Origin of the sequence: Bacillus sp. 7705b (assembly GCF_002289525.1) — a bacterium.
GTDB classification, from domain to species: Bacteria; Bacillota; Bacilli; order Bacillales; family Bacillaceae; genus Bacillus; species Bacillus halotolerans.
This window is the reverse complement of the sequence record NZ_NSDH01000023.1, coordinates 103,164-127,622: the sequence shown is the minus strand read 5'-3', so window position 1 is coordinate 127,622 and position 24,459 is coordinate 103,164. Positions and strand designations below refer to the sequence as shown.

The 24,459-nt window shown below is 45.1% G+C and carries 24 protein-coding genes; 16 read left to right on the top strand and 8 right to left on the bottom strand.

The features are described 5' to 3' along the window. Positions 1-33: 33 nt before the first annotated feature. Positions 34-471: an HIT family protein gene (locus tag CJU60_RS10055; protein ID WP_003327743.1), complete on the bottom strand. Its 438-nt coding sequence runs from the start codon at positions 469-471 to the stop codon at positions 34-36. A gap of 489 nt (positions 472-960) precedes the next feature. Here CJU60_RS10055 and ecsA point away from each other — a divergent pair, with 489 nt between their 5' ends. From ecsA to CJU60_RS10040, 3 genes are read left to right on the top strand one after another with little or no spacing between them, the layout of a single operon-like run. Beyond that, positions 961-1,704 carry an ABC transporter ATP-binding protein EcsA gene (gene ecsA / locus CJU60_RS10050; RefSeq protein ID WP_095713712.1) on the top strand — a complete coding sequence of 248 codons (744 nt, stop codon included), beginning with the start codon at positions 961-963 and terminating at the stop codon, positions 1,702-1,704. Continuing rightward, the gene (locus tag CJU60_RS10045) at positions 1,697-2,923 is read left to right on the top strand and encodes an ABC transporter permease (protein ID WP_095713711.1); all 1,227 of its coding nucleotides are present in this window, start codon (positions 1,697-1,699) and stop codon (positions 2,921-2,923) included. Before ecsA ends, CJU60_RS10045 begins: the two co-directional genes overlap by 8 nt. A 22-nt stretch (positions 2,924-2,945) precedes the next feature. Then, entirely contained in the window at positions 2,946-3,653 is a 708-nt protein-coding gene (locus CJU60_RS10040; RefSeq protein ID WP_095713710.1) for an EcsC family protein, read from the top strand. Positions 3,654-3,669: 16 nt separating this feature from the next. On the opposite strand, the gene CJU60_RS10035 is transcribed toward CJU60_RS10040, so the two are convergent. From CJU60_RS10035 to hmoB, 4 genes are all read right to left on the bottom strand, one after another. Beyond that, a complete protein-coding gene (locus CJU60_RS10035; protein WP_095713709.1) occupies positions 3,670-4,860 on the bottom strand; it encodes a M20 family metallopeptidase in 1,191 nt (396 codons plus the stop codon). 72 nt (positions 4,861-4,932) lie between these two features. Further along, the gene (locus CJU60_RS10030) at positions 4,933-6,321 is read right to left on the bottom strand and encodes a hypothetical protein (protein ID WP_095713708.1); all 1,389 of its coding nucleotides are present in this window, start codon (positions 6,319-6,321) and stop codon (positions 4,933-4,935) included. A 79-nt stretch (positions 6,322-6,400) separates the two neighbouring features. After that, positions 6,401-6,715 (bottom strand): hypothetical protein, encoded by a 315-nt coding sequence (locus CJU60_RS10025; RefSeq protein WP_095713707.1) that lies wholly within the window; start codon positions 6,713-6,715, stop codon positions 6,401-6,403. Positions 6,716-6,765: 50 nt separating this feature from the next. Further along, complete coding sequence (gene hmoB / locus CJU60_RS10020; protein WP_024120788.1) at positions 6,766-7,266, bottom strand: heme-degrading oxygenase HmoB; 501 nt, start codon at positions 7,264-7,266, stop codon at positions 6,766-6,768. A 121-nt stretch (positions 7,267-7,387) separates the two neighbouring features. On the opposite strand from hmoB, the gene CJU60_RS10015 reads away from it, so the two are divergent. The 6 genes from CJU60_RS10015 (at position 7,388) to CJU60_RS09990 (ending at position 16,272) form a co-directional block, all read left to right on the top strand. Then, positions 7,388-9,532 carry a transglycosylase domain-containing protein gene (locus tag CJU60_RS10015; protein ID WP_038954177.1) on the top strand — a complete coding sequence of 715 codons (2,145 nt, stop codon included), beginning with the start codon at positions 7,388-7,390 and terminating at the stop codon, positions 9,530-9,532. Between the two features lie 120 nt (positions 9,533-9,652). After that, the gene (hemE, locus tag CJU60_RS10010) at positions 9,653-10,714 is read left to right on the top strand and encodes a uroporphyrinogen decarboxylase (RefSeq protein ID WP_095713706.1); all 1,062 of its coding nucleotides are present in this window, start codon (positions 9,653-9,655) and stop codon (positions 10,712-10,714) included. Between the two features lie 74 nt (positions 10,715-10,788). Beyond that, positions 10,789-11,721, top strand: a complete 933-nt coding sequence (gene hemH / locus CJU60_RS10005; RefSeq protein WP_010333609.1) for a ferrochelatase — start codon at positions 10,789-10,791, stop codon at positions 11,719-11,721. A 14-nt stretch (positions 11,722-11,735) separates the two neighbouring features. Further along, positions 11,736-13,148 (top strand): protoporphyrinogen oxidase, encoded by a 1,413-nt coding sequence (hemY, locus tag CJU60_RS10000; protein WP_095713705.1) that lies wholly within the window; start codon positions 11,736-11,738, stop codon positions 13,146-13,148. 150 nt (positions 13,149-13,298) lie between these two features. After that, a complete protein-coding gene (locus CJU60_RS09995) occupies positions 13,299-13,874 on the top strand; it encodes a TetR/AcrR family transcriptional regulator (protein ID WP_010333611.1) in 576 nt (191 codons plus the stop codon). A 70-nt stretch (positions 13,875-13,944) separates the two neighbouring features. Next, positions 13,945-16,272, top strand: a complete 2,328-nt coding sequence (locus CJU60_RS09990; protein WP_095713704.1) for a YhgE/Pip domain-containing protein — start codon at positions 13,945-13,947, stop codon at positions 16,270-16,272. Between the two features lie 42 nt (positions 16,273-16,314). Here CJU60_RS09990 and fabHB read toward each other — a convergent pair whose 3' ends face one another. Further along, a complete protein-coding gene (gene fabHB, locus CJU60_RS09985) occupies positions 16,315-17,292 on the bottom strand; it encodes a beta-ketoacyl-ACP synthase III FabHB (RefSeq protein WP_095713703.1) in 978 nt (325 codons plus the stop codon). 121 nt (positions 17,293-17,413) lie between these two features. Here fabHB and CJU60_RS09980 point away from each other — a divergent pair, with 121 nt between their 5' ends. The 4 genes from CJU60_RS09980 (at position 17,414) to CJU60_RS09965 (ending at position 20,060) form a co-directional block, all read left to right on the top strand. Further along, on the top strand, positions 17,414-18,190 hold the full coding sequence (locus tag CJU60_RS09980; RefSeq protein WP_095713702.1) for a YhfC family intramembrane metalloprotease: 777 nt from the start codon (positions 17,414-17,416) through the stop codon (positions 18,188-18,190). A 91-nt stretch (positions 18,191-18,281) separates the two neighbouring features. Beyond that, on the top strand, positions 18,282-18,464 hold the full coding sequence (locus CJU60_RS21820) for a hypothetical protein (RefSeq protein ID WP_081638270.1): 183 nt from the start codon (positions 18,282-18,284) through the stop codon (positions 18,462-18,464). Between the two features lie 133 nt (positions 18,465-18,597). Next, on the top strand, positions 18,598-19,638 hold the full coding sequence (locus CJU60_RS09970; protein WP_095713701.1) for a M42 family metallopeptidase: 1,041 nt from the start codon (positions 18,598-18,600) through the stop codon (positions 19,636-19,638). Positions 19,639-19,652: 14 nt separating this feature from the next. Beyond that, complete coding sequence (locus CJU60_RS09965) at positions 19,653-20,060, top strand: ASCH domain-containing protein (protein WP_095713700.1); 408 nt, start codon at positions 19,653-19,655, stop codon at positions 20,058-20,060. A 41-nt stretch (positions 20,061-20,101) separates the two neighbouring features. Here the strand turns inward: CJU60_RS09965 and gltT are convergent, their stop codons facing one another. Together gltT and yhfH are read right to left on the bottom strand one after the other, a co-directional pair. Next, positions 20,102-21,391: a glutamate/proton symporter GltT gene (gene gltT, locus CJU60_RS09960; protein WP_059293110.1), complete on the bottom strand. Its 1,290-nt coding sequence runs from the start codon at positions 21,389-21,391 to the stop codon at positions 20,102-20,104. 271 nt (positions 21,392-21,662) lie between these two features. Further along, positions 21,663-21,797: a protein YhfH gene (gene yhfH, locus CJU60_RS09955; protein ID WP_024120799.1), complete on the bottom strand. Its 135-nt coding sequence runs from the start codon at positions 21,795-21,797 to the stop codon at positions 21,663-21,665. A gap of 157 nt (positions 21,798-21,954) precedes the next feature. On the opposite strand from yhfH, the gene CJU60_RS09950 reads away from it, so the two are divergent. The 3 genes from CJU60_RS09950 (at position 21,955) to CJU60_RS09940 (ending at position 24,405) form a co-directional block, all read left to right on the top strand. Further along, on the top strand, positions 21,955-22,689 hold the full coding sequence (locus tag CJU60_RS09950; protein ID WP_095713699.1) for an MBL fold metallo-hydrolase: 735 nt from the start codon (positions 21,955-21,957) through the stop codon (positions 22,687-22,689). Positions 22,690-22,701: 12 nt separating this feature from the next. Beyond that, complete coding sequence (gene lplA, locus CJU60_RS09945; protein WP_095713698.1) at positions 22,702-23,697, top strand: lipoate--protein ligase; 996 nt, start codon at positions 22,702-22,704, stop codon at positions 23,695-23,697. A 63-nt stretch (positions 23,698-23,760) separates the two neighbouring features. Continuing rightward, positions 23,761-24,405 carry an SDR family oxidoreductase gene (locus CJU60_RS09940; RefSeq protein ID WP_095713697.1) on the top strand — a complete coding sequence of 215 codons (645 nt, stop codon included), beginning with the start codon at positions 23,761-23,763 and terminating at the stop codon, positions 24,403-24,405. The last annotated feature ends 54 nt before the right edge of the window (positions 24,406-24,459 follow it).

The window sequence follows — 24,459 nt, the reverse complement described above, 5'->3', positions numbered from 1 at the left end:
TGCGAATTGTTCACAAATAAAAAAACCTCATCTTTATGATGAGGCCAGGCGTTTGGCAATGGATGAAGAAATGTCTTGGAGATCTTCCGGTTTGTAATCATCTGCATGTGTTTTCCACACTGCTCCGAATCCGTCTCCTTTTCCGTAGCGCGGGATAATATGCATATGGTAATGGAAAACAGATTGTCCTGCTTTTTCGCCGTTGTTGTTTAACGTATTTAAGCCGATCGGTTCAAATTCATCCCTGATGGCGCGGGCAATTTTCGGAACGGCGTGAAAATATTGTTTCGCTAATTCGTCTGTAAATTCGTAAACATTTTCAATATGGGTTTTCGGGATAACGAGGGTGTGGCCTTTCGTCACTTGGCTGATATCGAGAAATGCCAGCACATGTTCATCTTCATAAACCTTTGCTGACGGGATTTCGCCGGCGATAATTTTACAAAAGATACAATTCTCTGCACTATGCATGAGGGTTCCTCCTTATGAAATTGTTTTTTTATGTATAAACTCATCGTACCACAGAAATGAAGAAAATAGAAAACAGGATGAACGGCGGAGCGTTCACCCTGAATGCAGAGGAATCAGCTTTATGAAGAAAATGTGATATGCCTTTGGTAAGCACCTCATTTGTCAATAAAATGAAGACTTGTTTAATGCCTAACGATTCCTGCGATAAACACCTCATTTGATAGTCAGCTTCAGAAATGAAGATTCATCAATTCAGTGAATGCAAAAAGGTTTGAGCATAGGACATGTTATTTTCTATCCAACTGTGCCTAAGACGTCTTTGACAAACACCTCATTTTTCAGTTGATATGCTTTTTCCTCTACAACGATTATATTGTCCAGAAACCTGTCTCTTTATTACAGCAAAATCATCATTTGTTAAAAGGGAATTGTTTCAAATCAGGCTTTGTTTTTGGTACTATGAAGAAAAACAATATAAGGGGAGAAACTATGTCTCTGCTATCGGTAAAAGACTTAACCGGCGGTTATACGAGAAATCCGGTTTTGAAAAACGTGTCATTCACCCTTGAGCCGAACCAAATTGTCGGTTTAATCGGTTTAAACGGTGCAGGTAAAAGTACAACAATCAGACATATCATCGGGCTGATGGACCCGCATAAAGGATCTATTGAGTTAAACGGGAAAACCTTTGCTGAGGATCGGGAAGGCTATCGGTCCCAATTCACTTATATTCCTGAGACACCCGTCTTATATGAAGAACTGACGCTGATGGAACACCTTGAATTGACGGCGATGGCATACGGCCTTTCAAAAGAAACCATGGAAAAAAGATTGCCGCCGCTGTTAAAGGAATTTCGAATGGAAAAAAGGCTGAAATGGTTCCCGGCGCATTTTTCTAAAGGAATGAAGCAGAAGGTCATGATCATGTGTGCGTTTTTGGCAGAGCCTGCGCTCTACATCATTGATGAGCCGTTTCTGGGACTTGATCCGCTGGCAATCAATGCTCTTCTTGAGCGGATGAATGAAGCGAAGAAAAGTGGGGCGAGCGTGCTGATGTCAACGCACATCCTGGCAACGGCGGAGCGCTATTGTGATTCGTTTATCATTTTACATAACGGCGAAGTGCGGGCGCGCGGCACGCTGTCCGAGCTCAGAGAGCAGTTTGGAATGAAGGGCGCGGCGCTGGATGATTTATATCTAGAGCTCACAAAGGAAGACGCTGGCCATGAATAACATGCTGGATATTTGGCAGTCACGGCTGCAGGAGCATATTAAAGAAACAAGAATGTATATGAAATATATGCTCAACGATCACCTCGTTATCGTTTTGATCTTTTTTATCGCAGGTGCGGCGAGCTGGTACAGCAAATGGGTACGGGACATTCCCGCTCACTTTCCGTCCTTTTGGGTGATGGCCGTTCTGTTTTCACTCGTTCTGACAGGATCTTATGTGCGGACGCTTTTAAAGGAGGCTGACCTTGTCTTCTTATTGCCGCTTGAGGCTAAGATGGAGCCGTATTTGAGACAGGCGTTTGTTTACAGCTATGTGTCCCAGCTGTTTCCGCTGATTGCACTGAGCCTTGTAGCGATGCCGCTTTATTTCGCTGTCACGCCGGGGGCATCGCTCGTGTCGTACGCGGCGGTATTTGTACAGCTTCTGCTGCTGAAAGCGTGGAATCAGGCCTTGGAATGGCGTATGACGTTTCAAAATGACCGAAGCATGAAACAGATGGATCTTGTCATTCGTTTTGCCGCTAATACACTCGTTCTGTATTTTGTTTTTCAGTCTGTTTATGTGTATGCGCTTGTGATCTATATCATTATGGCGGCTCTTTATCTTTATGTGTCTTCCGCTGCAAAAGGAAAAACATTTAAATGGGAAAGCCATATTGAATACGAATTGAGACGCAAGCAGCGTTTTTACCGGATTGCCAACCTATTTACGGATGTGCCGCATTTAAAGAAACAAGCGAAACGGAGAGCGTATCTCGACTTTTTGCTGCGGTTTGTGCCGTTTGAACAGCGTAAAACGTTCGCCTATATGTTTGCCCGCGCGTTTTTGCGTTCAAGTGATTATCTGGGCATTCAAGTCAGATTAACCGTTATTTTCGCGCTGATTATTATGTATGCGTCTGCAAGCCCGATGATCGCAGGGATTTTGACTGTGTTTACCGTCTTTATCACAGGCATTCAGCTTCTGCCGCTGTTTGGCCACTTTGACCATCTGGCGCTTCAAGATCTATATCCTGTCAAAAAGGAAGCGAAGCTGAAAAGCTATTTTTCTCTATTAAAAACTGCGCTTAGCGTGCAGGCTCTGCTCATGGCAGCGGCCTCTGCATATGCTGCGGGCGCTGCAGGTTTTCTGTACGCGCTGATCGGCTCAGCCGTCTTGATCTTTGTCGTTCTGCCGTCTTACATGACCGCCAGATTAAAAAAACACGGAAAGCTGTGAGCTGAAAAAAGGGGTAGGTCAAATGAGCGAGAATCTGCTGATGCAGGAAGCTCTTCAATGGAAAATGCATTTTTTGCGAAAGGATTCCATGTTTGAACGCTTCTCAAAGCGTGTGCAAACAAAGGTGAATGAACGAATACCTGAAAAAATTCATGCAGCGGTAACTGAAAGCGTGAAAAAAATGGTGGAAGCAACGATGACAGGATCTAATATCATCACTTATAAGAAGGATACAAGCACGCTTTCACTCAGTGAAAAAAACGAGCTTGCGAAAAAAACGATTGCTTCTTATCAGAAAGTGGCGGCTGCTGAAGGAGTCGGCACCGGGGCGGGCGGCATCTTTTTAGGTATTGCCGATTTCCCGCTCCTGCTTTCCATTAAGATGAAATGTTTATTCACTTTGTCCTCGATATACGGCTTTGATGTGAAGAATGCAGAAGAAAGGATGTTTTTGCTTCTTGTATTTCAGCTTGCTTTTTCAAGTGATGACTGCCGCAAATCACTTTTTTCTGTCATTGAAAACTGGGAGACGGAGAAAAAGGATATTGACTGGAGAGTGTTTCAGCAGGAGTATCGCGATTATATTGATGTCGTCAAGCTTTTTCAGCTTTTACCAGGGGTAGGGGCCGCAGTCGGCGGAATTGCCAATTATAAACTGCTTGCTCAGCTTGGAGATACAGCAAGACACGTTTTTCATCTGAGAATATTAAAGGAAACAGCCGGAGAGTAAAACTCCGGCTGTTTTTTTAAGATAAATGGTAAGTGATTGCAGCGCCCGCAAGCACTTTTGCAGCAGTCAGCATCGCTTTTTCATTGATATCAAATTTTGGATGGTGGTGGGAAAAGATACGTTCAGGCTGTTCAGGAGCGGCGCCGGTAAAGAAAAAGGTTCCTTTGACATGCTGTAAGTAATAAGAAAAATCTTCGCCGCCCATTTGCGGTTCACCTTGAAGAACCTGATGAACGCCGTCTGTGGCTTTTGCGACGTTTACCAGATGGTCGGTCTCCGCAGGGTGATTGACTACCGCCGGGTAGCCGCGTTCATAGTTGTAGTCATAGGAAGCGCCGTGCATGCTGCACACACCTTTTACAACAGCTTCGATTTCTTTTTCCAGAATGTCGCGGACATTTTCATTAAACGAACGAGCTGTGCCAATGAGAGTTGCATGGTCTGCAATCACATTAAACGGGTTATCAGCCATGAAAGAGCCTGTCGATATGACAGCGGAGTGAATCGGATTGACTTTGCGGCTGACAATATGCTGCAGCGAGGAAACGATTTGCGAGCCGATCAGGACGGCGTCTTTTGTATCATGGGGGTGAGCGCCATGGCCGCCCTTTCCGTGAATGCTGATTGTAAATCTGTCAGCTGCGGCCATTACGGCACCGGAGCGGCAGAGAATGGTACCGATCGGCTCAGTCGCCCAAAGATGGGTGCCGAATATGACGTCTGCGTTTTCAAGACAGCCGTCCTCAATCATCGGTTTTGCACCCCCTGGCGCGTACTCCTCAGCGTGCTGATGGATCATAATAAACGTTCCTTTCAGATCATGCCTGTTCTGATAAAGCACCTTTCCGACGGCAAGCAGAGCCGCTGTATGGCCGTCATGGCCGCATGCATGCATGACACCGGGCACTTTGGAGGCGTAAGGAACATCTTTTTCATCCTGGATGGGAAGGGCGTCAAAATCGGCCCGCAATGCGACAGCAGGACCGGGCTCGCTGCCTTCAATATAAGCCAAAACTCCATTGCCGCCGACTTTGGTGCGGATCGGGACTCCTAACGATTCGTAATAGGAAGCAATAAAAGCGGCCGTTTTTTCTTCCTGATTGGACAGTTCAGGGTACATATGGAAATGGCGCCTGATTTCCACCATTTCATCGAAACAGCTGTCGAGCTGTTTGTTTATCTCTTTTTGCAGCGTCTTTATGGACAAAGCCGCTTCCCCCTTTTCTAAGCTTTTCCATGATTGTATAGAAAAAGTCTGAATATTTCAACTGGTCGGGTTTCAAAGCATGATCATCGCTGCAATGGTTGTCACCGAAAGTCCGATCACAACGGGGAGGAAGTTCTTTCTGGCAAGCTCAAATGGATCGACCTTGCAAATGGCTGCAGCGGGAATGAGCGCCCATGGAATAAGCGTACCGCCGCCCACCCAGATGGCTGATATTTGCCCGAGTGCGGTCAGGACAGCTGGATCAGCATGGAGAGCGGATGAAAATAGCTTGGCGATGGTGCCGGCGAGGGAAATGCCTGAAAAACCTGAACCGTCGAGTCCGGTTACGGCTCCAGCGGCAGTCAAGGCTGCGGCGGCAAGCTCCTTAGACATAGGCATGGCGTGGGATAAGGCGATGCCGAGATCATTGACAATGCCGTGTGAATGTTTAGGGAGTTCAGTACCCAAGATGCTCTCATAGCCTGAATCACCAAGATAAAAGAAAGCGGCAATTGGAATGACGGGACCGAAAACCTTAAAGCCGAATTGAAACCCCTCGATAAAATATCCAGTGATTTTTTCAAGCCCTTTCTGTTTATACACAAGGAAATGAACGATCAGCAGGATGCAAATGGCCGATCCGCCAATTAACGCGGTTGCATCATTTCCTTGAAGGTTGAATATGACCATGCACGCGATATCAGCGGCAAATACAAGAGGAATCAAAAGAGCCAGCATTGACCGAAGACGTTTCGGCAAATACATTGAAGTGTCATGTTCTTCTGACATCGGGGAAAAAGAAGCGGGCCGCAATTGTTTTTTGCGTTCACGCTGAATCATAAAGAAAGCCGCAGTTGTTGTGGTCACGCCCATAATCAAAACGAGCGGAATGCTTGCTGAGATGACATCACCGACAGGGATGCTTGCTGCATCAGCTGTCAGTTTTGGCGCTGCCTGAATGACAAAGTCTCCTGAAAGGGCAAAGCCGTGCCCGAATAAATTCATTGCCATGGCGGCAGCGATAGGCGGCAGGCCGGCACGGGCGGCTGCCGGAAGCAGAACGGCGCCGATTAAAGCGACACCCGGCGAAGGCCAGAAGAATAGAGAAATGGCAAACATCAGTCCGCCAATCAGCCAGTATGCAATTACTGGACCTTTAACAAGACGGACAAAGGGAGAAATCATCGCTTCATTTATCCCTGTTTTCGTTAACACATCACTCATAGACACGATAAAACAAATGATGAAAATCGTAGGAAGCAGCTCAGATGCCGCATAGATGAAGCTGTGGAATAAACTGCTGACCGAAGCTGAAAGCGAATGGCTGGCCCATAACGAAATGATGAAAATCCCAAATAACGAAATAAAGGTTGTATCTTTTCGCAGCAGCATAAAAAGAATGATCGCTCCAATAAAAAACACATAAAGAACATGAACAGACATAATCCCGATTTCCATCATTGATCACTCCTTCCGCTTCCTACAGATTATTCATAGGCGGGCGGAAGGTGCCGGGACAGATAGCATCTGACCGCAGATATTACTTCAGATAGACATGAATATGTTTTAGCTGCTCGATCAACTCGTGCTTCAATACTTTTTTAGCCTGCTGCTGATGCTGCGGGTAGCATTCGGGTGAAAAAATAACGGCACCGACAGCAAGCCAGTTTTTTCGGTAGGCGATTATGCTTTCCGAAGGCTCTAAATATGAACCGTCCTCACGCGTCATTTCAAAATCGTCAAATCCGAATTGGAAGCCGCAGCACGAGCAGATTTCATAGGAGTGATTCCCTTGGTCATCATATGCCGGTTCTGTCAGCCCTTTAAACCCGCAGACTGGGCAAATATACTTCATCTAGCTTCCCTCCCTTTCGCCATAAAAAAAGCTGCCGGACATTCCGGCAGCTATTCGACAGCAACATATGTGGTGACATACGAAGGCCGGGAGAAAATGGACGTTGTGTCAACTCCGGCAGACGTGCCGCGTTTTTTGTGGGCTTCTTTGTATGAGCCTGACTGCTGCCAGTCTTGGAAGGATCTTTCTGTTTCCCACAAGGTGAGAATGACGTACGTGTCGCTGTCAAGCGGACGCAGGACACGAATGGCTTCAAAACCGGGCTCGTTTTCGACTTTTCCCGCTCTGTTTTTAAATCTGTTTTCAAACAGCGGCCGTCCTTCCTGTGTGACGGCTATATTGTTCAATACTGCGAAACCGGGATGCTTCATGTCCCCGACTTGGTCAATGACTTCATAGGAATGGGGGGCCTGAAAAACCGTTTCTCCGTTTGTTTCGTGAATTAAAATCGCATTTTCCTGTCCCTGCATCAAAAGCATATTTTCCGAGGAATGTTTTTGCACGATGTTTTTCAAAAAATCGGCTGTCCCATATGTAATATAAACCTTCATATCAGCCACCTCCTGCTTGCTAGTATATCAAAACAATGGTATAAGTTTCTATTGGCGACTGCTTCAAACATAAATCCAAACAATTTTTCCCATACTACCTTTAGAAAGGCGAGGTGAGTTCATGTTTAAGATAAAGAAAAAGAAACTTTTCATTCCCATCATTATTTTAGTGTTAACTGCTTTTCTCGCTTTAATAGGATATATTTCAATCATTTTTCTCGGTCATTATGTCATAGATGAAAAGAAGCTGATCCTTCACGCATCTTCAAAAATTGTTGACCAAAACGGGGATGAGGTCGCAAGTCTGTATACAGAAAATCGTGAACCGGTCTCTATCAATGAAATTCCGAAAGGGGTCAGAGAAGCGTTTATCTCAGTGGAAGATAAGAGATTTTATGAACACCACGGTATCGATGTGAAATCTGTCGGAAGAGCGGTGTACCGCGATATATTAGCAGGAGGAAAAGTAGAAGGCGCGAGCACGATCACCCAGCAGCTTGCCAAAAATATTTTTCTGACACATGACAAAACGTTTTTAAGAAAAACGAAAGAAGTGATCATAGCGATCAACCTTGAACGGGATTACAGCAAGGACAAGCTGCTGGAAATGTATCTGAACCAGCTATACTTCGGACACGGGGTTTATGGAATTCAAGCTGCATCCCATTATTATTTTAATAAGGAAGTTAAAGATTTAACCGTGTCAGAAGGCGCGGTCTTGGCTGCTATTCCGAAGGCGCCTTCTACGTATTCTCCTGTTTTGCATCCTGATAAAAGCAAGGAGCGGCGTGATACGATTCTCGGCATGATGAATGACCAAGGCTATATCAGTGCGAAAGAGGCTGTCAGCGCGCAGGGGAGGACGCTCGGGCTGAACGTGAAAAAACAGTCGGAAACACCTTGGTTTGACAGCTATATTGACCTTGTGATCCAAGAAGCGGAGGACAAGTATTCCATTTCCGGAGAGCAGCTGCTTCAAGGAGGGTACACGATTAAGGTGCCGCTTGATTCAAAACTGCAAAAAACGGCATATCAAGTCATGAAGGAAGGCAGCTATTATCCCGGAACAGATCAAGATGCTGAAGGAAGCGCAGTCTTTATCAACAATAAAACAGGCGGTGTGGAAGCGGCGATCGGCGGAAGAGATTACACGGCTAAAGGATATAATCGTGTGACAGCTGTGCGCCAGCCGGGGTCAACGTTTAAGCCGCTGGCCGTATACGGACCGGCGATGCAGGAAAAGAAATTTAAGCCGTACTCTCTGTTAAAGGATGAATTACAATCCTACGGAGATTACACACCGAAAAACTATGACGGCCGTTATGAAGGGGAAGTCACGATGTCTGATGCCATCACTTACAGCAAAAACGCGCCGGCAGTGTGGACGCTGAATGAGATCGGTGTGGAAACGGGGAAATCTTATTTGAAGGCAAACGGCATTGATATACCGGATGAAGGGCTTGCTCTGGCTCTCGGCGGTTTGGAAAAAGGCGTGTCACCCCTCCAGCTTGCAGGCGCTTTTCATACGTTTGCCGCGAATGGAACATACACCGAGCCGTACTTTATTTCAAACATAACAGATGAAGACGGGGAAACAATAGCCGATCATAAAGAAGAAGGAAAACGAGTATTCAGCAAACAGACGTCTTGGAACATGACGAGAATGCTTCAGCAGGTGGTTAAGAAGGGAACAGCAACGTCCGGCACCTATCAAGGCGATCTTGCCGGGAAAACCGGTTCTACTTCATATACAGGCGTTTCCGGCGCAACAAAGGATGCCTGGTTTGCAGGTTATACGCCGAACATAACGGGAGCTGTCTGGATGGGCTATGACAAAACAGATCAAAACCATTACTTAAAAGGCGGAAGCGCATATCCGACCAGAATGTTTAAGGATATTTTGACACAGGCTGGCGAAACGGGTTCTGCGTTTGCGAAGCCTAAAAAAGTAAAAGAACTTGAAAGCCCAATTGAGCTTGAGCCTGTCAAAACGCTGACGGCTGACTATACATTTAGGGCAGCGGGGCTGTTTACGATTGAATTAAAATGGGATGCGCAAGAGGATGATCGGGCAGTGTACAGAATTTATGTAAATAAGGACGGCAAGGAAACGCTTCTTGATTCTGTTGAAGGAAAGGGAAGCTATGAGATCCCATATGCCAATTTGTTTTCGGGCGCTTCCTATAAAGTGGTGCCTTATAATACACAGACAAAAAAAGAAGGAGAAGGAACCGATTACGTTCAGCCGAAACTGTTTTCCTCTTAATGGAATTCGGCGATTTTTTGAACTTTGAGCCGCATTTCTATACCATTTGCCCAAAACGAGGTATAGTGTAATGGTCAAGGAACACGAACGTATGGTTGCAGTATGAAAGGTGGAAATCAGATGAGGAAACGAGAAACGTTTAACGAGACGTTTTTAAAAGCTGCGCGGGGAGAAAAAGCGGATCACACGCCTGTTTGGTACATGAGACAAGCCGGGCGCTCACAGCCGGAGTACCGTAAGCTGAAGGAAAAATACGGATTGTTCGAAATTACACATCAGCCCGAATTGTGTGCGTACGTCACAAGACTTCCGGTCGAGCAATACGGAGTCGATGCTGCAATCCTTTATAAAGATATTATGACGCCGCTTCCGTCGATCGGTGTAGATGTTGAAATTAAAAATGGAATCGGACCGGTGATTGATCAGCCGATTCGTTCACTGCAGGACATTGAGAAGCTCGGCAAGCTTGAGCCGGAACAGGACGTGCCGTACGTGCTCGAAACGATCAAACTGCTTGTCAATGAACAGCTTGACGTCCCGCTAATCGGTTTCTCTGGTGCGCCTTTTACGCTTGCCAGCTATATGATCGAAGGCGGGCCTTCGAAAAACTACAATAAAACAAAAGCCTTTATGTACAGCATGCCGGATGCCTGGAACCTGCTGATGACAAAGCTTGCCGACATGATTATCGTGTACGTAAAAGCGCAAATTAAGGCGGGCGCAAAAGCCATTCAAATCTTTGATTCATGGGTTGGCGCGCTGAATCAAGCGGATTACAGAACGTACATCAAACCGGTAATGAATCGGATTTTTTCTGAGCTGGCATCGGAAAATGTGCCGCTTATCATGTTTGGTGTAGGTGCCAGCCATTTAGCAACGGATTGGCATGACCTGCCTCTCGATGTTGTGGGGCTCGATTGGAGACTCGGCATTGATGAAGCCAGATCAAAAGGCATCACCAAAACGGTGCAAGGCAACCTGGACCCGTCCATTTTGCTTGCTCCTTGGGAAGTGATCGAGAAGAGAACGAAAGAGATTCTTGATCAAGGCTTAAAATCGGACAGCTTCATTTTTAACCTCGGGCACGGTGTATTTCCTGATGTCAGTCCGGAAGTGCTGAAAAAGCTGACTGCATTTGTACATGAATATTCTCAATCAAAGAAAATAGGCCAATACTCCTGAGCATATTTTTTGGTATCAGGATAAAAGCCTGTCAAAATTGTTTTGTGATAGATCATCTAAAGAGGGTGTAAACAGTGGGTAAAAAGAAAATGGGGCTTCTCATTATGGCGTACGGCACGCCTTACAAAGAAGAAGATATAGAGCGTTATTATACACATATCAGAAGAGGCAGAAAGCCTGAGCCTGAAATGCTTCAGGATCTGAAAGACAGATATGAAGCAATCGGGGGCATTTCGCCGCTTGCCAAAATCACAGAAGAACAGGCTTATAAGCTTGAACAGCACTTAAACGAGATTCAGGATGAGATTACGTTTAAAGCGTATATCGGGCTGAAGCATATCGAGCCGTTTATTGAAGACGCTGTGGCAGAGATGCATAAGGACGGCATTACAGAGGCGGTCAGCCTTGTATTGGCACCGCACTTCTCCACATTCAGCGTGCAGTCTTACAACAAACGTGCGAAAGAAGAGGCTGAAAAACTCGGCGGCTTAACAATTACGTCTGTCGAAAGCTGGTACGATGAACCGAAGTTTGTGAAATATTGGGTTGACCAAGTGAAGGACACGTACGCGTCAATGCCGAAGGAAGAAAGAGAAAACGCGATGCTCATCGTTTCTGCGCACAGCCTTCCGGAAAAAATTAAAGAGTACGGAGATCCGTACCCGGATCAGCTTCATGAATCCGCGAAGCTGATCGCTGAAGGCGCAGGCGTATCTGAATACGCTGTCGGCTGGCAAAGTGAAGGCAATACGCCTGATCCGTGGCTCGGACCTGACGTGCAAGATCTGACACGTGATTTATTTGAACAAAAAGGCTATCAAGCATTTGTATATGTGCCTGTCGGATTTGTCGCGGACCATCTAGAAGTGCTTTATGACAATGACTATGAATGCAAAGTGGTGACTGACGATATCGGCGCCAGCTATTACCGGCCGGAAATGCCAAACGCTAAGCCGGCATTTATTGATGCTTTAGCAACAGTCGTTTTGAAAAAATTAGGACGTTAAAGAAGGCGATGAACATGAGTGACGGCAAAAAACATGTAGTCATCATCGGCGGCGGCATTACCGGTTTAGCCGCCGCCTTCTACATGGAAAAAGAAATCAGAGACAAAAATTTGCCGCTTGAGCTGACGCTTATTGAGGCAAGTCCGAGAGTAGGCGGAAAAATCCAGACAGTCAAGAAGGACGGCTATATCATCGAAAGAGGGCCTGATTCATTCCTGGAACGGAAAAAAAGCGCTCCGCAGCTTGTCAAAGACTTAGGTCTTGACCATCTGCTTGTGAACAATGCGACCGGACAATCTTACGTGCTTGTCAACCGCACTTTGCATCCGATGCCGAAGGGGGCTGTAATGGGAATACCGACAAAAATCGCGCCGTTCGTGTCAACGGGGCTGTTTTCTCTGTCAGGGAAGGCGCGAGCTGCAATGGATTTCATCCTGCCCGCAAGTAAATCAAAAGAGGATCAGTCACTGGGAGAATTTTTCCGCAGACGTGTCGGGGATGAAGTTGTCGAGAATTTAATCGAGCCGCTTTTATCAGGCATCTATGCAGGTGATATCGACAAACTCAGCCTGATGTCAACATTCCCGCAATTCTATCAGACGGAACAAAAGCACAGAAGCCTGATCCTTGGGATGAAAAAAACAAGACCTCAAGGCTCCGGCCAGCAGCTGACAGCCAAAAAACAAGGGCAGTTTCAGACGCTGACAACAGGCCTGCAGACGCTTGTCGAAGAGATCGAAAATCAACTAAAGCTGACAAAGGTATACAAAGGCACAAAGGTTACCAAGATTAGCCGAGAGGGCACGGGCTACTCGCTTGATCTTGATAACGGTGTATCACTTGATGCCGAATCTGTGATTGTAACAGCACCGCATAAAGCTGCCGCGGGAATGCTTTCCGATTTGCCGGCTGTTGCAAATCTGAAAAACATGCATTCCACATCTGTGGCGAATGTCGCCTTGGGTTTCCCGGAAGGCGCCGTCCAAATGGAACATGAGGGCACGGGCTTTGTCATCTCAAGAAACAGTGATTTCGCGATCACAGCTTGTACGTGGACAAACAAAAAATGGCCGCACGCAGCGCCGGAAGGCAAAACACTGCTTCGGGCATATGTCGGAAAAGCCGGAGACGAATCCATCGTCGACCTCTCAGATAACGACATTATCAACATTGTGCTGGAAGACCTAAAGAAAGTAATGAAAATCAACGGTGAGCCGGAAATGACATGTGTCACGCGCTGGCATGAAAGCATGCCTCAGTACCATGTCGGCCATAAACGCAGTATCAATGAGCTCCGTGAAGCGCTGGCTTCCTCATATCCTGGTGTGTACATGACGGGCGCATCCTTCGAGGGTGTTGGAATCCCGGACTGTATCGATCAAGGAAAAGCAGCTGTGTTAGACGCGCTGAAATATTTATTCGACTAAAAACCTCCGTACCTCGTACGGAGGTTTTTTGTGCCTAGATGATGGCAATATTGTGTAAAAAATGTTTGAATTGTTCAGCGTGGTATGATACATTTGCATATGTACTTATTGACTAAAATGTTCAAATGGTCAGTTTTGAGGTGATATACAATGTCAATAGATCGAAAAAAGCTCATTTTGGAGGCTGCCACAAAGTCTTTCACACAGTTTGGCTATAAAGCGACGACAATGGATTTGGTGGCGAAGCTTGCGAACGTGGGAAAAGGAACCATCTATACGTTTTTCAAAAATAAAGAAGAGCTGTTTGACGATATTTTCTCTACGTTATTAAAAGAAATGAAGCAAAAAGCTGACGAAGCGATGGAGCCTGATCTCCCGTTCCATGAAAATGTTCACAGAGCGCTGTTTGCCATTCTTGAATTCAGGAAAACACATCAGCTGACGATTAAAATTTTTCAAGAAAATGCTGAGATTGGTACAATGGCAGTTCAGGACGTGATTCAGAAAATGGAGCGTTCCATTCTTTCTTATATTAAAAATAAGATAGAAGAGGGTGTCGAAAACGGAGATATCAAGCCGTGTGATCCTGAGCTGACGGCTTTTGTCATGTTGAAGCTTTATATCGCGCTCATTTTTGATTGGGAAAAACAGCATCCCCCGCTTGATAAAGAAACGATTGCGGAACTGCTTGAGTTGTATGTTGTCAAAGGATTGTCAGCCAACTAGATAATCCTTTCTCTTTACAAGAAAATGACCATTTTTCATGATGAGTCAGTTTTAGAATGGAGGCATCAGGATGAACACAATACGAAGTCAATGGAAAGACATCGTAACGAGTAAAAAATTATTGATTCCCATCATCGCCATTTTGTTTGTCCCGCTTATTTACAGCGGTGTTTTCTTAAAGGCCTATTGGGACCCGTACGGCACAGTTGACCAGCTGCCTGTCGTTGTCGTCAACCAGGATAAAGGAACGACATATGAGGGAGAAAAGCTACAAATCGGTGATGATCTGGTAAAAGAATTAAAGGATAATAAAAGCTTTGACTGGCATTTTTCCACTGATCTCGACCAATCGTTAAAGGACTTATTAAATCAAAAATACTATTTAGTAGTCGAGATTCCAGAAGACTTTTCTAAAAACGCCAGCACTGTAATGGACAAAAATCCGAAAAAACTGGATTTGAAATACCATACGAATGCCGGTTCAAACTATGTAGGAGCAACGATTGGCGAAAAAGCGATTGATAAACTGAAAGCTTCTGTTTCTAAAGAAGTGACCGAGCAATATACGAAAGTGATTTTTGATAACTTTAAAGATATTGCCAAAGGTCTCAGCGACGCGAGCAGCGGAGCGAAAAAAATTGATGACGGCACTAAGGACGCAAAAAACGGAAGCGCCAAGCTGAAAGAAAATCTGGAGAAGCTGACAGAAAGCACTGCGACAATCAGCGACAAAACGGCGCAGCTTGCAGAAGGAGCAGCTAAAGTAACAAGCGGCATTCAATCGCTTGACAGCTCGCTCGGCAAATTCCAGGACAGCAGCAATACCATTTATGAAAATTCAGGAAAAATTGCCGCGGGATCAAGTGAGCTGACAGGAAGGCTGAATGAACTTCTAGCCGGCCAGCAGACATTGCAGCAGGGATTTCCAAAGATTACAAACGGGCTGGATCAGCTTAATACAAAGGCCGCAGAGGCTTCTCAGAAAGTAAAAAAAGCAGAGAAGGTCATAAACGCAGTCGATTTGACACAGCTTGAAACAGCTGTCAGCAACCTTGAAAAATCTGAAACTGCCATGAATGAATTTAAAAAGCAGCTGACAGAGTTTGAAAACAGCTTGAAAAACCGTGATCAGGCATTTAAAAATGTGATCAATTCAAGCGAGTTCTTAACAGCGGAACAAAAAAGCCAGCTGATCAATTCTGTTGAGAAGAAGCTTCCGCAAGTAGATGCGCCTGATTTTGATCAAATCATTAGCCGGCTCCCTTCAGTGGATCAGCTTCCTGACATTTCAACGATTAAAGCTTCTCTGGAAGATGTAAAAGAGCAGGCGGCACAGCTGAAAGCAATGCCGGAAGCTACATCTAAGCTTTATAACGGTGCAAAAGCGACGCAAGATGCAATTGACAAATTAACTGAAGGAACCGAGAAGATATACAACGGTTCACAGCAGATCACAGATAGCCAAAATAAACTGACAGCCGGTATTGGAGAATACAATAAACAGTTTGCAAAAGCAAAAGCGGGCTCAGAACAATTGGTGACAGGCGGCAGCCAAGTGTCGGGCGGCTTACTGAAACTGTTAGACGGTTCTAAACAAGTTCAAAATGGATCATCAAAACTCGCTGAGGGATCTGAATCGCTTGATACAGGTTTAGGCAAGCTATTGGACGGCACAGGACAGCTGTCTAATAAGCTGAATGATGCGGCTGATCAAACAGGGGATATCAGCGCTGATGATAAAACATACGGTATGTTTGCGGATCCGGTCAAAACTAATGACGACGCGATTCATTCCGTCCCTAACTACGGAACAGGGCTGACGCCTTATATCCTATCAATGGGCTTGTATGTCGGCGGCATTATGCTGACGGTCGTATTCCCGCTGAAAGAAGCATCAGGCCGTCCGAGAAACGGATTTGAGTGGTTCTTCAGTAAATTTAACGTCATGATGCTGGTAGGAATCATTCAATCACTTATTGTGGCGACAGTTCTTCTTCTGGGAATTGGTCTCGAGGTTGAGAGCACGTGGAGGTTTTACGTGTTTACGATCATTACGAGTCTCGCTTTCCTTGCGATGATTCAATTTTTGGCCACGACGATGGGCAATCCGGGCCGGTTTATTGCAGTCATTATTTTAGTGCTGCAGCTCGGGGCCAGCGGAGGAACCTTCCCATTAGAATTGCTTCCGAATTTCTATCAGGTGATCCATGGCGCGCTGCCGATGACCTACAGCATAAACGGGTTCAGAGCGGTGATTTCAAACGGAGATTTCGGCTACATGTGGCAGATGGCCGGTGTCTTAATCGGCATTGCTCTAGTCATGATCGCGCTGAGCATTACCTACTTTACGATCTTAAGCCGGAAGGAAGACACTTCAGAAGAACAGCCGGCTTCCTAATGAAAAAGACCTTGTTTCTCAGGAAACAAGGTCTTTTTTGATTTAACATCCCCATTTAATCAGAAGTCCGGTATACGTTAATCCTCCGCCGAATCCGAAAAGCATCAGGGTTTGGTCTTTTTTCAGCTTCCCGGCTTTCACTGCCAGATCAAGGGCCAAAACAATAGAGACTGAGGATGTATTTCCGTAGTATTCGACACTGGTGAGTGTTTGTTCAATCGGAAACGGTGTTTTTTCACAAATCGATTCGATCATGCGCAAGTTGGCGCTGTGGGGAACAAACCAATCAAGATCATCACGGCTGAGCCCTGCTTTGTGTAAAAGATGTTCAAATTCACGGGGAATGGTTCTTGCGGCCCACTTATACACTTCGCGTCCGTTTTGGACCATTTTCCCGGAATCCGCAAGCGGCATGCCGTTGAGTTCGCTCCGCAGTCCGGCCCTATACAAAATATCTGCACCTTTTCCATATGTTCCTTGGACGGAGGTGAGGAATCCCGGTGCCTCTTCAGTTCGTTCAACCAATAGTGCGCCCGCAGCATCGCCGAACAGAACGCATGTCGTTCGATCTGTATAATCAGTCACTTTTGACAATGTTTCTCCGGCGATGACGAGAATTTTTTGATGAAGCCCGGATGTAATCAATCCGTTTGCCAAATGGAGACCGTATGTCAGTCCTGCGCATGTCGCATTGATATCTAACGCGCCGGTGTTCTCCCAGCCGAAATATTCCTGCACCCGGCAAGCCGTACTCGGAAAGGCATAATCTGCTGTTGTTGTGGCGACGAGAATCATATCCACATCTTCAAGTGTTCCTTCGTAACGGCTCTTGAGATCTTTGACTGCTTCAATGCATAAGTCTGAAGTGAACTGCTGCTCATCGGCAATCCGTCGTTCTCTCATTCCTGTGCGCTGAACAATCCATTCATCAGATGTATCTACGATTTTTTCCAGGTCCGCATTGGTTAAACGCCGGCTCGGCGCATAGGTGCCGATTGCTGTAATGTTTGCTTTTGACATAATAACACAACTCCTTTTATTATCAGATTATAACACTAGATATTAGTATCTGGTACTAAAAAGAGGATTTTTGATAAAAAAAGAGAAACTGTCAGTAGAAAACCAGAAAAGGAGGAAAAAAATGGTCAGTCAAGGAGCGATAGCCTCTATGATTATTTCCGGGGTTATTGCGTTTTTGTTGCCGATCGGATTGATGATATGGTTTAGGCGAAAGTATCATGCTCCGATTAAGGTGTTTTTTATTGGCGCTCTTACGTTTTTTGTCTTTGCTCAGCTGTTGGAGGGCGGCGTTCATGTTTATGTGCTGCAAATGAATGAAACGACGAAAGAAGTGATGAAGCATCCAGTCTGGTATGCCATTTACGGATGCTTGATGGCCGGGATTTTTGAGGAGTGCGGAAGGTATATCATGATGCGTTTCTTTATGAAGCGCCGTCTTTCTTGGGCGGACGGTCTGGCCTTCGGAGCGGGCCACGGCGGTCTGGAGGCGATACTAATAACCGGCTTGTCCAGCATTACGCTTATCGTGTACGCTTTTGCGATCAATAGCGGCACTTTTGAACAGCTTTTGATTAATCAAGATGTGAAGCAGGCACTTATGCCGATTCAGGCGCAGCTGCTGAATACACCTTCGTATGAATGGCTGCTCGGCGGAATTGAAAGAATCAGCGCCATCTCTGTTCAAATCGGTCTGTCACTATTTGTGCTGTATGCGGTTAAAAGCCGCCGGCCGCTGTTTTTGCTGTATTCGATTCTCTTACACGGGCTGTTTAATGTACCGGCGGTTTTATACCAAAAAGGAGTGATAGAACATGCGGCGGCTGTTGAACTCATCGTTGCTGGGATAGCCGCGGCATCAGTGGTTTGGATTGTAAAGGCAAAAAGGCTGTTTCAATAAAAAATCCAAGCAGCAGTAACAGCCCGCTTGGAAAAATGAAATATTCGTTTAGGCATGGGGTATCAGAATATTTCTGACTCAGTCCTTAGCAATGACAGCAAGAGTGGCAGCGTTTTTTGCAAGAGCAATGTCTTTTCTTTTTCTTCTTTTTCTCGCAAGGGTCATGGCATTCTTTCTCTTTCTTGCAATGGTCGTGGAAATCCTTATCGAACCACTCGTCAAAGAACCAAAAATCATCAAACCAAAAATTACAATGATGTTTCCGTTCATGTGAATGACGACAGCACATAGATATCCCTCCTCTTCCCATGCTCTCTACAGCATATGCTAGATTGATAGGAAAAGATTGGACGGGTTCAGCGGGAAAAGAGTATATTTTAAATAGAAAATAAAAGGAGGAATGTCCTATGACGTCCGTTCGTAAAACAATGGAGCTGATTAAAGAACTCGTTTCTATTCCAAGTCCGACAGGGAATACATATGAGGTGATCAAATACGTTGAAAACCTTTTAAAAGAATGGAAGGTCGAAACGGTTCTGAACCATAAGGGCGGTTTGATCGCCACGCTTCCGGGCCGCGATACATCCCGTCACCGAATGCTGACGGCGCACGTTGATACCTTGGGCGCGATGGTGAAAGAAATTAAAGCAGACGGCCGGCTGAAAATCGATTTGATCGGCGGTTTCCGCTATAACTCGATCGAAGGGGAGTATTGCCAAATTGAAACGGCTTCAGGGAAAACGTATACGGGCACCATTTTAATGCATCAAACGTCTGTGCACGTGTACAAAGACGCGGGAAAAGCGGAGCGCAATGAAGAGAATATGGAAATCCGCCTGGATGAGCCTGTGCACTGCCGTAAGGATACGGAAGAGCTTGGCATTGGCGTCGGAGATTTTGTTTCGTTTGATCCCCGTGTTGAGATCACATCAAGCGGATTCATTAAATCACGCCATTTAGATGACAAAGCAAGTGTGGCCTTGTTGCTTCGCTTAATCCATCAAATTCAAACAGAAGAAATTGAACTGCCGTATACGACTCATTTTCTGATTTCTAATAATGAAGAAATCGGATACGGCGGGAACTCTAATATTCCTGCTGAAACTGTTGAATACTTGGCGGTGGATATGGGGGCTATCGGCGACGGTCAGGCGACAGACGAATATTCGGTTTCGATTTGTGTGAAGGATTCGAGCGGTCCGTATCATTATCAGCTGAGAAAGCATTTGGTCGATTTAGCTGAAAAGCACCATATTGACTATAAGCTTGATATTTACCCGTATTACGGGTCGGACGCCTCAGCAGCGATCAAATCCGGGCATGATATTGTGCACGGCCTGATCGGGCCGGGAATTGACGCTTCGCACGCTTTTGAGCGCACGCATAAGTCTTCTCTCCGCCATACAGCGAAGCTCCTGTATTATTATGTGCAATCACCGATGGTATAAGAGGGAGAAAACAAATGAAAATCTATGAACTGAAAAGCACTTTCGGCTGGGAAGGCGATGAAGCTCTTGGAGAACAGCTGATCCAGCAAATCCTTGCTGGAGAAAAAACGGCCACCTGCGCGCCGAAATCATTATATTCAAAAGATGAACTGAGTGATGTATATCAAACAGCGGGACAGCTTGTAACCGTTTATGATAAACATGATCATCCGAGATGCAATATAAAAGTGACAGATGTGTTTGAAACGACCTTTGGAGCGCCTGATATGAGGTTAGTCAAAGGAGAGGGCAACGGAGACCGAATTGATGAATTTCAAGAGGACCATCGAAGAGCATGGGCCGAGCTGATCAAAAATGGCGAAATGGAACTGAATGAGGACACTGTTTTGATTACAGAGCTGTTTGAGCTTGTCCAAGATTAAAAAAAGCCTGCGGGGCGTTGAGAATCCCGCAGGCTTTTGGATTAACCGGAAATGGTTGCGTTTTGATCTGCTTTAGATTGGGTCATGACAGCTTCTGCTTTTGCAGGATTAAACATGCCTTCCCATTTAGACATGACAACGGCAGCAAGTGCGTTACCAGTCAGGTTTACAACTGTACGTGCCATGTCCATAATGCGGTCTACACCGGCAATAAAGGCAAGTCCTTCTGCCGGAACACCGATCGTGCCCAGTGTTGCAAGCAAGACGACAAAAGAAGTTCCCGGAACGGCAGCCATTCCTTTAGATGTCACCATCAAAACTAATACAAGCGTAATTTGGTGCCAAATTGTTAAATCAATGCCGTATACTTGTGCAAGAAACAGCGCTGCAATAGATTGATAGAGAACGGAGCCGTCTAAGTTAAACGTATATCCAATCGGGATAACGAAAGACACAATACCTTTCGGACAGCCGATTTTCTCCATTTTTTCCATGATGCGCGGAAGAACGGTTTCAGAGCTGGACGTACTGAACGCCAATAAAATTTCGTCCTTCATGTAAGCCAGGAATTTGAAGATGCTGATACCGGCAATTTTTCCGACAATCCCAAAAATGACGATTAAGAAGAAAGCAAGTGCGACATATACCAATCCGACAAGCTTTCCGAGAGATAGAAGAGAACCGAGTCCGAATTTAGAGACAGTAACTCCGATTAGAGCAAAAACCCCGAATGGCGCTACTTTCATCACAAGGTTTACCACATGGAACATCGAATGGGAAACGCCTTCAAAAAAGGCTAACACTGGCTTGCCTCTTTCACCGATCGCGGAAATTCCCAATGCAAATAGTACGGTAAAGAAGATGATGGCAAGAAGATCCCCTTCGACCAAGGATTGGAAGAAGTTTGTCGGCACAATGTGCAGGAATGTCTCTGCCACTGATTTATTGCTTTGTTCTTTTTCTGTTTCAACATATTGACTGATGTCTGTTTTTTGAGCTTCGTGTATATTAACTCCTGTACCCGGGTGGAAGATGTTTGCAAGGGCTAGTCCGAGAATGATGGCAAAGGTCGTAATGATCTCAAAGTACAGAATTGTTCTGAAGCCTAATTTACCAACTTGCTTTCCATTTCCAGCTCCGGCTACACCGATGATTAAACTGGAGACAACAATAGGAATCACTATCATTTTGATTAAGCGTAAAAAGAGATCCCCGATTGGCTGCAGATAAGTAGGCAGTGCTGGGTTGCCGTACCAAATAACGCCAGCAATAACACCTAGAATAAGTCCAACGAATATTTGCGTGGCTAATCCAAACCTAATTCTTTTCATAGATTACCTCCCAAAAAACAAAGTATCAACATATATCATGAATAGACATATATTTAATCTCACTATTAGATCAAATTATAATAGATAAGAAATAGGTTCGTCTATAGTAAATTATATTTTGAAAATATAGAATATTCAAAAATATAAAGTGAATCACCATAATTATCTAAAAACAGGTGAGCTTTGACCCAACCTGACTATTATTTCAATATAAAGAGAAGTTAGAAGAATGAAGAAAATCTCACACTGTATGCGTGAGATTTTCGCCCCTTTACATATCGCTTACTTTTATACAGTCGTTGCAAATATTACCATAACACTCATGCTGCTCATCAATCTTTTTTCCGCATTCCGCGCACTTTTTCGAAGGCAGGTTTCTAAAAAATTCAGTAATTTTCCCTAGCATAACCAATCCCTCTTTCCCCTTTGTAATGTTTTCATTGTAATATAACAGAAAGTGAAATTCAACATCTGTTTTGATACAATGTTTAAAACATGCTTTTTTTTAGAAAAATGGGTATATTGAAGGAGGATCAATTTTCTTTGAAAAGAAGGAGGACATTATGAAAGTTACAGTTATCGGATGCTACGGCGGTTTTCCGGCCGCAAATGAAGCGACGTCGGGTTACTTGTTTCAATCGGGGGATTTTTCATTGTTAGTGGACTGCGGAAGTGCCGTGTTATCTAAGCTGTTTGGATATGTCCCGGCGGAAAAGCTGGACGCGGTGGTTCTATCTCATTATCACCATGACCATATTGCCGACATCGGGCCGCTGCAATTTGCGAAGCAAGTCGGATCATTCCTCGGCAAAGGAGAGCACTCGCTTCCGATTTACGGACATGATGCTGATATAGAACAGTTTCAAAAGCTTACATATAAAACGCATACGAAAGGGATTGCCTATCAGCCTGATCAGCAGCTGACTGTCGGTCCGTTTACGATCACCTTTTTAAAAACGGTTCACCCGGTGACTTGTTATGCGATGCGGATTACTGACGGCAGCCATACTGTTGTGTATACTGCTGATTCCAGCTATCAGGATTCATTTATTCCGTTTTCGGAAAACGCTGATTTATTGATCTCAGAATGTAATTTTTATGCTGATCAAGACGGGACAAGCGCAGGCCATATGAACAGCTTGGAAGCAGGGCGAATTGCAGAAGAAGCGGGAGCGGGCGAGCTGCTGCTGACCCATCTGCCTCATTTCGGCGTGCATGACAATCTTCGCAAAGAAGCCAAGACCGTTTTTAACGGGAAAGTGAACATTGCGAAATCTGGTTTTGTGTGGGAAGGATAAAGGAGGAGCACCATGTTATTTATTGACAATCAAAATATCAATGATCCGCGGATCAATCTTGCTATCGAGGAGTATTGCCTTAAATATTTAGACCCTGAACAGCCGTATTTGCTTTTTTACGTGAATCAGCCGTCTATCATCATCGGAAAAAACCAAAATACAATAGAAGAAATCAATACAAAGTATGTAGAGGAAAACGGAATTATCGTCGTCCGCCGTTTATCTGGCGGCGGGGCTGTGTATCATGATTTAGGGAATTTAAATTTCAGCTTTATCACGAAGGATGACGGTGAAAGCTTTCATAACTTCAAAAAATTCACTGAGCCGGTGATTCAAGCGCTACATCAGCTCGGAGTTGAAGCGGAATTAAGCGGCCGGAATGATATTGTGGTAGATGGCCGCAAAATATCAGGTAACGCCCAATTTGCCACAAGAGGCCGCATCTTCAGCCATGGCACCCTCATGTTTGATTCAGCCATTGATCATGTTGTGTCCGCTTTAAAAGTCAAAAAGGATAAAATTGAATCAAAGGGCATCAAATCAATCAGAAGCCGCGTGGCAAACATCAGTGAGTTTCTTGATGATAAAATGACGACCGAAGAATTCCGCAGTCATTTGCTCAGACATATTTTCAATACAAATCACATTGAAGATGTGCCGGAGTATAAGCTGACTGAAAAAGATTGGGAAGTCATTCGCAAAATCTCGGAAGAACGCTATCAAAATTGGGATTGGAACTACGGCCGCTCACCTAAATTTAACCTGAACCATTCAAAGCGTTATCCGGTAGGGTCCATTGATTTGCGTTTGGAAGTAAAAAAAGGGAAAATTGAAGACTGCAAAATTTTCGGCGATTTCTTCGGTGTGGGCGATGTGTCGGAAATCGAAAACCTGCTGATTGGAAAGCAATATGAGCGCAGTGTGATCGCTGATGCGCTGGCTGATGTGAATCTGAAGCATTATTTTGGGAACATTACGAAAGAAGATTTTCTTGATCTGATTTATTAATGTCAAACACATTGTTTGAAAGGAAATTTGTGTTTTGGAATAATGGAGGCAGGAGGGATTCACATGAAAGTGTTTTTAATCGGAGCGAACGGACAAATCGGACAAAGACTTGTTTCTTTATTCAAAGAGAATGCTGATCATTCCGTCAGAGCGATGGTCAGAAAAGAAGAACAGAAAGCATCTTTGGAAGCGGCCGGCGCGGAAGCTGTGCTAGCAAATCTAGAAGGAAGCCCGGAAGAAATCGCAGCCGCGGCAAAAGGCTGTGACGCGATTATTTTTACGGCGGGTTCCGGCGGGAGCACAGGCTATGATAAAACGCTGCTGGTGGATCTTGACGGAGCGGCAAAAGCAATAGAGGCTGCGGAAATCGCGGGAATCAAACGTTTTATTATGGTCAGCGCCCTGCAGGCCCACCGCCGTGAAAATTGGAATGAGGCACTTAAACCTTATTACGTGGCCAAGCATTATGCTGATAAAATTTTGGAATCCAGCGGCTTAGCCTATACGATTATACGTCCGGGAGGCCTTCGCAATGAACCGGGAACAGGAACGGTTTCCGCAGCCGCAGATCTAGAGCGGGGTGATATATCACGTGATGACGTTGCGGCAGCAGTCATTGCCTCTTTAGATGAAACCAACACGGAAAATCGGGCTTTTGATCTCACTGAAGGAGATACACCGATTGCCGAAGCTTTGAAGAATCTATAACACTACTGACACTCGGGGCTTTTTGCTCTTGAGTGTTTTTTTGTGTTTCTCTAT